This is a genomic window from Streptomyces sp. S6, from assembly GCF_054880855.1.
In genome coordinates, this window is sequence record NZ_JBTYMC010000250.1 from 1 (window position 1) to 9,808 (window position 9,808).

At 72.7% G+C, this 9,808-nt stretch carries 4 protein-coding genes and 2 pseudogenes; 2 read left to right on the forward strand and 4 right to left on the reverse strand.

Going from position 1 to position 9,808, the window contains the following annotated elements; all coding sequences use genetic code 11:
- Window positions 1–4,490 (reverse strand): annotated as a pseudogene (locus ACVNF4_RS26755) (type I polyketide synthase); the annotation flags it as partial.
- Between the two features lies 1 nt (window position 4,491).
- Window positions 4,492–4,716, reverse strand: a pseudogene (locus ACVNF4_RS26760) (2-dehydropantoate 2-reductase N-terminal domain-containing protein); the annotation flags it as partial.
- 23 nt (window positions 4,717–4,739) lie between these two features.
- Here ACVNF4_RS26760 and ACVNF4_RS26765 point away from each other — a divergent pair.
- The gene (locus ACVNF4_RS26765) at window positions 4,740–5,585 is read left to right on the forward strand and encodes an aldo/keto reductase (protein WP_461805435.1); all 846 of its coding nucleotides are present in this window, start codon (window positions 4,740–4,742) and stop codon (window positions 5,583–5,585) included.
- On the opposite strand, the gene ACVNF4_RS26770 is transcribed toward ACVNF4_RS26765, so the two are convergent.
- Complete coding sequence (locus ACVNF4_RS26770) at window positions 5,565–6,125, reverse strand: DUF1697 domain-containing protein (protein WP_461805436.1); 561 nt, start codon at window positions 6,123–6,125, stop codon at window positions 5,565–5,567. The genes ACVNF4_RS26765 and ACVNF4_RS26770 overlap by 21 nt on opposite strands.
- Before the next feature lie 246 nt (window positions 6,126–6,371).
- On the opposite strand from ACVNF4_RS26770, the gene ACVNF4_RS26775 reads away from it, so the two are divergent.
- Window positions 6,372–8,612, forward strand: coding sequence for an MMPL family transporter (locus ACVNF4_RS26775; protein WP_461805437.1), 2,241 nt, complete (start codon window positions 6,372–6,374; stop codon window positions 8,610–8,612).
- 59 nt (window positions 8,613–8,671) lie between these two features.
- On the opposite strand, the gene erm is transcribed toward ACVNF4_RS26775, so the two are convergent.
- Window positions 8,672–9,451: an ErmE/ErmH/ErmO/ErmR family 23S rRNA (adenine(2058)-N(6))-methyltransferase gene (erm, locus tag ACVNF4_RS26780; protein WP_461805438.1), complete on the reverse strand. Its 780-nt coding sequence runs from the start codon at window positions 9,449–9,451 to the stop codon at window positions 8,672–8,674.
- Window positions 9,452–9,808: the final 357 nt, after the last annotated feature.

Consider the following 9,808-nt stretch of genomic DNA (forward strand, 5'->3'; position numbering starts at 1 on the left):
GCGCCACGCCGCCCGGTGAGCAACAGCCGCCGCACACCGTGCCGTTCGACCAGGTGACGGGCGACCCGGGCGCCGATCCCGCCGGTCGCGCCGGTCACCAGGACGGCGCCGTCGGCGTCGAACACCGGCCCGGTGTCCTCGGCGGCCGGCAGCCGGGTGAGCCGGGGCACGTGGACGGCCCCTGCACGCAGCGCCAGTTGGGGTTCCCGACCGGCGAGGGCGGCCGGGAGGGCGGTGAGCGCTGTGGCCGTCTCTTCGAGGTCGACCAGGATCACCCGGCCGGGGTGCTCGCTCTGCACGGCACGCACGAGACCCCAGACGGCGGCCCGCGCCGGATCCACAAAGGCGTCGTCCGGTCCGACGGCGACCGCGCCGTGAGTGACCAGCGTCAGCGGAATGTCTGTCAGCCGCTCGTCGCCCAGCCACTCCTGAAGCAGCGCCAGCGTCTCGCGGGCAAGCGTGTGGGCGCCGGCGACGGGGTCCGTGCCGTCCGGGGTGTCGCACCAGGCGAGGGCGACGGCGGGGGCGGGGGCGCCGGAGGCCAGCGCGTCGGCGAGGACGCGGGCGTTCGCGTAGGGGACGACGTCGCGGCCGGTGGCGGCCAGGGACGGACGCAGCTGCCTCGGGTCGAGGCCGACCAGCGCCCAGCCGTCCCGGTCCGTGGCGGCCGGGAGGGGCAGGTGCTGCCACTGGAGGCGGTACAGGTCGGCGGCCTGGGCCTGCGGGACGCTGGGGGTGCGCAGGGTCAGCGCGTCGACGTCCAGCACGGGCTGTCCGCCAGGCGTGGTGAGGTGCACGGCGACCGTGCCGTCGTCGGCCGCGGTGAGCGTGGCCCGCAGTGCGCGGGTGTCGCAGGCGTGCAGGCTCACCCCGGACCAGGCGAACGGCAGCCCCGCCGGGACCGGCACGGCGTCCGCTCCCTGGGCCGCGAGGACGCCGAGGGCGAGCGGCTGGAGGGCGGCGTCGAGGAGCGCCGGATGCAGGAGGTGGCCGTCGTCCTCGGTGGTGAGGTGCTCGGGCAGGGCGACCTCGGCGTGCAAGGCGCCGTCCGTCCGCCACAGGGCGGTCAGGCCGTGGAAGGCGGGGCCGTACTCCAGGCCGCGCTGTGCGGTGGCGAGGTAGAAGTCGTCCAGCGGGACCGGCTCGGCGCCCGGTGGCGGCCACGCGGCCTCGGTGACGGCCGGGGTCGGGGTGGCCGGGGTCAGGGCTCCGTCGGCGTGCCGGGTCCACTCGGCGCCGGGTCCCTCCGTGCGGGCGTGGACGGTGAAGGTCCGTCGGCCGGCGGGGTCGGCGGGGGCCACGCCGATGCGCAGGGCGGTGGTGCCGGTGACCGCGAGCGGCGCGTGGACCACGAGTTCCTCCACCCGGTCGCAGTCGGCGTACCGGCCCGCGTGCAGGGCGAGTTCGAGGAACGCGGTGCCGGGCAGGATCGGGGTGCCGCCGAGGGCGTGGTCGGCGAGCCAGGGGTGCCGGTCGGTGGCGAGGGAGCCGGTGAACAGCAGTCCGCCGGTCTCCGGGAGGGTGGTGACGGCGCCGAGGAGCGGGTGGCCGGCGGCGTCGAGACCGAGGGCGGTGGCGTCCTGGGGGGCGGCGCCGAGCACCTTGAGCCAGTACCTGCGGTGCTGGAAGGCGTAGGTGGGCAGGGTGACCGTGCGGGCGTCGTCGTCGGCGTAGTAGGCGGCCCAGTCCACCGAGTGTCCGGCCAGGGCGAGCCGGGTGACGGCGGTGGTGAGCGCGTCGCCCTCCGTGCGGTCCGCCGAACGCAGCGCCGCCACGCAGGTCACCGCGTCGGTGACGTGCTCACCGGCGGTCTCCTCCGTCATGGCGGTCAGGGCGCTGCCGGGACCGGCCTCCAGGAACGTCCGCGCGCCCCGGTCGAGGAGGGTGCGCACGCCGTCCGCGAACCGCACACAGCCTCGAACTTGCCGCACCCAGTAGGCGGGCGAGCACAGTTCGGCGGCCGTGGCCGCGCCACCGGTGACGTTCGAGACGACGGTCAGGCGCGGCTCGTGGAACTCGACCCGCGCCAGCTCGGCGGCGAAGTCGGCGAGCATCGGCTCCATCAGCCCGGAGTGGAAGGCGTGGCTGACCGCGAGCCCCTTGACGCGGTAGCCCCGCCCGACGAACTCGGCGGTGACGGCCCGCACTTGGTCCTCGGGACCGGAGACGACGACGGCGGTGGGGCTGTTGACGGCCGCGATGCCCACGTCACCCGCGTCCGCGCAGGTCGCGAGGACCCCGATGACGTCGCTCTCGGCGGCCCGCACCGCGACCATCGTGCCCCCGGCGGGCAGCGCCTGCATCAGCCGCGCGCGGGCGGCGACCACCCGGCAGGCGTCGGGCAGCGTCCACACCCCGGCGACGTGCGCGGCGACCAGCTCCCCGACGGAGTGCCCGAGCAGCAGGTCCGCGCGCACTCCCCAGCTCTCCAGCAGCCGGTACAGGGCGACTTCGACGGCGAACAGGGCGGGCTGGGCGAGCCCGGTCCCGGCGACGTCCGCTGCGGTGCCCTCGAACACTGCCTCCTTCAGCGCGAGCCCCTCGAACGCGGCGCACACCTCGTCGAAGGCCGCCGCGAACACGGGGTGGCGCGCGTACAGGTCCCGTCCCATGCCGACGCGCTGCGAGCCCTGGCCGGGGAAGACCACCGCGAGGGGGGTCTCGCGGGCGGTGCCGGTGAGGACGTCGCCGTTCGGGGTGCCCTCGGCGAGGGAGCGCAGCCCGGCGAGGAACGTGTCGGGTGCGTCGGCGAGGACGGCGGCGCGGTGGGTGAGGGGGCTGCGGGTGGTGGCGAGGGAGCGGGCGACGTCCACAGGGGTGGCGCCGGGGTCGAGGTGGTCGTGGAGGCGGGCCGCCTGGTCGCGCAGAGCGGATTCGGTGGCCCCGGACAGCAGCCAGGGGACCAGCGGCACGGCGGCGTCCGGCTCGACGGACTCGGGCTCGGGCTCGGGTGTGTGCTCCAGGATCACGTGGGCGTTGGTGCCGCTGATCCCGAACGAGGAGACCCCCGCCCTGCGTGGACGGTCGACCGAGGGCCACTCCCGCCCTTCCGTCAGCAACTGCACGCCGCCCGAGGACCAGTCGACCTGCCGGGTGGGCTCGTCGACGTGCAGGGTGCGCGGCAGGACGCCCGCGTGCATCGCGAGGATCGTCTTGATGACCCCGGCGACACCCGCCGCGTACTGCGTGTGCCCGATGTTCGACTTCACCGACCCGAGCCACAGGGGCCGCTCCGGATCCCGCCCCCTGCCGTAGGTCGCCAGCAGCGCCTGCGCCTCGATCGGGTCGCCGAGCCTCGTCCCGGTGCCGTGCGCCTCGACGGCGTCCACGTCGCCGGGGGTGAGCCCGGCGCTGTCCAGCGCGGCCCGGATCACCCGCTGCTGCGACGGACCGTTCGGCGCGGTGAGCCCGTTGGAGGCACCGTCCTGGTTGACGGCCGAGCCCTTCACAGTCGCGAGCACCCGGTGCCCGTTGCGGCGGGCGTCCGAGAGGCGTTCGAGGACGACGATCCCGACGCCCTCACCCCAGCCGGTGCCGTCGGCGGTGTCGGCGAACGCCTTGCAGCGGCCGTCCGAGGACAAGCCGCCCTGGTTGGCGAACTCGGCGAACGAACCCGGCGTGGCCATCACGGTGACACCGCCCGCGAGCGCGAGATCGCACTCCCCCGCGCGCAGCGCCTGCCCGGCGAGGTGCAGGGCGACCAGCGACGACGAGCACGCGGTGTCGACGGTGACCGCCGGGCCCTCCAGTCCGAGGACGTAGGAGACCCGCCCGGACATGACGCTGCCCGAGGAGCTGGTCAGCGCGTAACCCCCGGCCAGCGCGGCCGAGTTCATCAGCAGGGCGCCGTACTCCTGCGGGGTGCCGCCGACGAACACGCCGGTGCGGGAGCCGCGCAGGGAGTGCGGGGCGATCCCGGTCCGCTCCAGCGCCTCCCACGACGTCTCCAGCAGAAGCCGCTGCTGCGGGTCCATCGACAGGGCCTCACGCGGCGAGATCCCGAAGAACTCGGCGTCGAAGTCCCCCGCGTCGTACAGGAACGCGCCCTGCCCGTCCAGCGTGGCCCCCTGTCCGGGGTCGTACAGGTTCAGCGCGTTCCAGCCCCGGTCGGTGGGGAAGTCGGCCATCTCGTCCCGGCCCTCGGCCAGCAGGTCCCACAGGTCCTCGGGGCCGCGCACCCCGCCCGGGTAGCGGCAGGCCATGCCGACGACGACCAGCGGGTCGTCCGTGTCGACGGCCCGGACCGTGTTCGGGGTCGACTGCGGGGCGGCGCCCAGGAGTTCGGCGCGCAGGTGCTCGGCGAGGGCGGTCGGGGTGGGGTGGTCGAAGACGAGGGTGGCGGAGAGTTTCAGGCCGGTCGCCGCGTTCAGCCGGTTGCGGAGTTCGGTCGCGGTGAGCGAGTCGAACCCGAGGTCCTTGAAGGGCCGTCCGGCGGCGATGCCCGTCGGCTCGTCGTGGCCCAGGACGGCGGCGGCCCGGCCGCGCACCACGTATCAGTACGTCGTCGGCGCGCAGTTCACCGAGCGCCTGCGGCCCGTCGACGACCGGCAGCCGGTATGTCAACTCCCCTTCCGGGACGTGCAGTCGCAGCCCGTGTTCCTCGATCGCCGCCTTGTGCGCGCCGCGCGCGACGAGGACGACTTCCCGTCCGGCGCCCGCGAGCCGGCCGCCGATGGTGCCGCCGACGGCACCCGCTCCGATGATGACGTAACGCATGGGACGAGCGTAGGGTCTCTCGTGTGACCAGTGGTTTTCGGGAGTACTTCGACCTCGGCGGCGAACTCCCCGTCCGCCGCCTCGGCTTCGGCACCGCCCAGCTCACCGGGCCCGGCTACTGGGGTCCGCGCGGCTGCGTGCGGGACGCGGTCGCCGTGCTGCGGCGGGCCGTCGAGCGCGGGGTGACGCTGATCGACACGGCCGACAACTACGGGCCTCATGTCGCCGAGGAACTGGTCGCCGAGGCGCTGTACCCGTATCCGGCGGGGCTGGTGATCGCCACCAAGGGCGGGGTGGTGCGGACGAGTTCCGAGGCCTGGCACGTCGACGGGCGGCCGGAGCGGCTGCGGGCGATGTGTGAGGGGAGTCTGCGGAGGCTGCGGGTCGAGCGGATCGACCTGTACCAGTTGCACCGGATCGACCCCGGCGTCCCGCTCGCCGAACAGCTCGGTGTGCTGGACGAGTTGCGGGGCGAGGGGAAGATCCGGTTGGTGGGGTTGGACACGGTGACGCCGCAGCAGCTCGGTGAGGCGCTGGAGTCGACGCGGATCGCGTCCGTGCAGAACCGGTTCAATCTGCGGGACCGGTCCTCCGAGCGGCTTCTGACGATGTGTGAGGAACGGGGGATCGCGTTCCTGCCGTGGTTCCCGCTGGGGAACGGTGCCCTGGCGGGCGACCCGGAGTGCGAAAGCGTCGCCGCGGCACAGGGGGTGACGGCGAGTCAGGTCGCGCTGTCCTGGCTGCTGCACCGGTCGCCGGTGCTGTGCCCGACGCCGGGGACGGGGTCGCTCGGGCATCTGGAGGAGAACCTGGCCGCCGGGGCCGTACGTCTGTCGGGCGAGGAGTTGCTACGGCTGGGGCTCGGGTGAGGTCAACTCGGCCAGTTTCACGACCGTGTTCCAGTTCCGGGCCGTCGCGATCAGGCCTTTCGTGAGGCGGGGTCGGGCGAGTTGTTCGGCGAGCTTGGAGCGGCCGAGGCCGTCGGGGGCGTAGAGGTACAGGGCGCGGTCGCCGAGGCGGAACTCCTCGGGGAGATACGCCGGTTGGTCGATCTCGGCGAAGCGGTCCGGGGTGACGGGGGCGGAGAAGTAGGTGACGTGGAGCTGCTTGGGCTGGAGGTCGGCCGCCGGGAAGGGGCAGGCGTCGACGATGGCCTGGAGGTAGGTGTGGTCGCGGACGAGGACGTCGACGGTGAAGCCGAAGCGCTTCTCGACGGCCGCCTCCAGTTCGGCGGCGAGGGAGGTCTCGTCGCCGCCTGATGCGGTGAAGACGGCCTGGCCGCTCTGGAGGTGGGTGCGGACACCGCCGTGCCCGAGGCCCTCCAGGAGGGTGCGCAGGTCGGCCATCGGGAGCTTGCGGTGGCCGCCCACGTTGATGCCGCGCAGGAGGGCGGCGTACGTCGTCGTCATGAGGTCACCCTAGAGGGGCGTCCGGGCTGGTCGGGGTGGCGCGTCCCTGAGGCGGGCGGGGTTCGTCCCCCATGTGTGTAGGGGGCAGGGGTCCTCCCCGGTGACGAGGGCGGGAGGTCCATCGGGATGAGTTCGCAGGCCGTGACTTCACCGGTCAGCACGAGGAGCGGTCCTTATCGGCGCCATACCTTCGATACACAGGTGATGGCAGCGGGTCGTCGCCCGACCCGAGGGGGATGGCCGGTCATGGGCAAGGCAGACGTGAGGGTGCGGGGCTTCGCCGCCCGCGCCGGGGGGTGGAGCGCCCGCCACCGATGGGCGGCCGTGGGGATCTGGGTGCTGTTCGTCGTCCTGGCGATGGGGCTCGGCTCGGCGGCGGGCCAGGTGAACGTCGGTGACGGGGACGGCCTCAAGGGCGAGGTGCGCACCGCCGCGACCATCATCAAGGACTCCGGCATCGAGGAACCGGCGGGCGAGACCGTCCTGGTGCAGGCGAAGGGCGGTGAACTCAAAGCCACCGACGCCGAGTTCAGAAAGGCCGTACAGGCGGTGATCACGGCCGTCGAGAAGTCCGGCCGGGCGACCGGCGTGACGTCCCCGTACGACACGAAGACGATCTCGAAGGACGGACGCAGCGCGCTCGTCCAGTTCGACATGCGGGGCAAGGCCGACACGGCGGGCGACCGGGTCGAGCCGGTACTGAAGGCCGTCGCCGGCGTCCAGAAGGAGCACGCCGACACGCTGCGGATCGAGGAGATCGGCTCCGCCAGCATGAAGAAGACGTTCTCCGACGCGTTCGGCGACGACTTCAAGCAGGCCGAGTACTCCGCCGTCCCCGTCGCTCTCGGCATCCTGCTGATCGCGTTCGGCGCGCTGGTCGCGGCGCTGCTGCCGGTGGCGCTGGCGCTCACCGCGATCGCGGCGACGATGGGTCTGATGGGCCTCGTCAGCCACCTCCAGCCGATGAGCGACACCGCCAACTCGGTGATGCTGCTGGTCGGGCTCGCCGTCGGCGTCGACTACTGCCTGTTCTACCTGCGCCGGGAGCGTGAGGAGCGGGACGCCGGGCGGGACGCGCAGACCGCGCTGCGGATCGCCGCCGCGACGAGCGGCCGGGCGATCGTCGTCTCCGGGGTGACCGTGTGTGTCGCCATGGCGGGCATGCTGTTCACCGGGCTCGCCGAGTTCGAGGCGATGGGCCTGGCCTCCCTGATGGTCGTCGCCGTCGCGATGGTCGGCTCGGTCACCGTGCTGCCCGCGCTGCTGTCGCTGCTCGGGGAGCGGGTCGAGAAGGGGCGGGTGCCGTTCCTGCGCCGCCGGTCCCGGGGCAACGGCGAGAACCGGTTCTGGTCGGCCGTCCTCAAGCGGGTGCTGGCCCGGCCGTGGGTGTCGGTGGCCGTCGCGGGCGGTGCGCTCCTCGCGATCGCCGCTCCCGCGCTCGGCATGAAGACGCAGAACCTGACGCTGGAGCAGGAGTTCGGCGACCGGCTGCCCATCGTCCAGACGTACGTGCGCGTCAACGACGCGTTCCCCGGCGGGACCGGTCCGGCCGAGGTCGTCGTCAAGGCGAAGGACATCTCCGCCCCCGAAGTCCGGTCCGCGCTGGAGGAGTTCAAGGCGGAGGCGGTCGCGTCGGGTGCCTCGCGCGGCCCGGTCGAGATCAAGGTGCACCAGCGGCAGAACCTGGCCTACGTGTACGTCCCGCTGGTCGGCGGCTCCGATCTGGACGAGGCCGGCAAGAGCCTGGTGAAGCTGCGCGACGAGGTGCGGCCCGCAACGCTGGGCAAGGTGGCGGGAGTTCAGGCGCCGATCTCCGGTGAGGTGGCCGGATCGCACGACTTCAACGAGCAACTCGTGGGCTCCGTCGCCCCGGTGTTCGCCTTCGTCGTCGTCTTCGCCTTCCTCCTGATGCTGCTGTCGTTCCGCTCGCTCACCGTCGCGATCACCTCGATCGCCCTCAACCTCCTTTCCGTGGGGGCTGCTTACGGGATCCTCGTGGCCGTCTTCCAGCACGGCTGGGGTGCCTCGCTGGTCGGCGCGGAGGGGGTCGGGGCCATCGTGACCTGGCTGCCGCTGTTCCTCTTCGTCATCCTGTTCGGCCTCTCGATGGACTACCACGTGTTCGTGGTCTCCCGGATCCGCGAGGCCCGGATGCGGGGCCGCACCACCCGGGACGCCATCACCCACGGCGTCGTCACCACCGCCGGTGTCGTCACCAGCGCCGCCGTCATCATGGTCGCCGTCTTCGCGATCTTCGGGACGCTGTCCATGCAGTCCATGAAGCAGATGGGTGTCGGCCTCGCGGCTGCCGTCCTGATCGACGCGACGGTCATCCGGGGTGTGCTGCTGCCGGCCGTGATGGCGCTGCTCGGGGAGCGGAACTGGTATCTGCCGAAGTGGCTGCGGTGGATGCCGGACATGACGCATGACGAGTCGGCCGAGGCGATCGCTCCGCCGGAGGAGCACAGGACGCCGCTGAAGGTGTGAACCGAACCGGTCCGAGGGCCCGTCGACTCCGGGGAGAGTCGACGGGCCCTCCGGTGTCCCTAGCCCACCACCTCGAACAGGCGCAGCCACTCCCCGGGCGTCACCGCCCCCACCAGCACACCGCGCTCCAGCCCGGCCGCCCTGAACGCCGCGTCGACTCGCCGCCGGGGACAGACCCTCCGCAACGACGCGTGCAACGATCCCCCGACCCCGGAGAACCCGGCCTCGACCAACTCCCCCCATCGCGCGTACGACGCCGGCTCCACCAGAGGCGTCGGGCGCCGCTCGATCCGTACGACCCCGGCGTCCACCCGGGGCATCGGCCTGAACCGGGTCCGCGCCACCCTCCCGACCAGCCGCCACTCGTACCGGGGCCACGTCCGTACCGTCAGCAGCGTCCAACTCCCGTAGTCACCGGTGCGTTTGCGGGCGTACTCCAGTTGGGTCATGAGGGTGGCGTCCGTGAGAGCGGGTGCTGTCAGGCACCAGTCGACGATGGCTGCCGTACGGGAGAAGGGCACGTTCCCGGCGACGGAGAACGGTGTCCGGGGTGGCTGCGAGGTGAGGAAGTCGCCGCCGATCACGGTGACTTGTGGCGTCGCGTCGAAGCGGGATCGCAGTCCGGGCAGGAGCCTCGGGTCGATCTCGTACGCGCGCAGCTCATGGCAGCGCGGGGCGAGGTGTTCCGTCAACGCGCCCTTCCCCGCGCCGACTTCGAGCATCAGCGGGGTTCTGCCGGGGAACGGCACTGCGAGCCGGGCGAGTTGTCGTGCCGAGGCGCGGTCCGCGAGGAAGTTCTGGGAGAGCGCGCGTGCGACGGGAGAGGGGCGGGCGGCCATGGCCAACGTCCTTTGTCTTCCGGGATTTTGGGGAACGGGCAGCCGTGACCCCGACCGGAAGACAGGAAATGAACACGCCTCTCAGGCGTGCGGGAAAACAGGACGACCCGGCGGCTCAGCCGTCAGCGGGTGTCGCGTCCCGGACCGGTCAGGGTTCCGGGGTCGCGACGCATCCGAACGGAGTACGTGACGCCCCGGCCGAGACCGGTGTTGATGATCGTGCAGTTCGCTGCCACGGGTCAGACGCTAGACGAGTCTTTCCGAATGCCTGCGGGTACGAAGAGAGGGTGTTCATGATCGTTTGTGACGACGAACTTGAACACCCTCGTGACCGCACTGTACGTGAAGATCGACGAC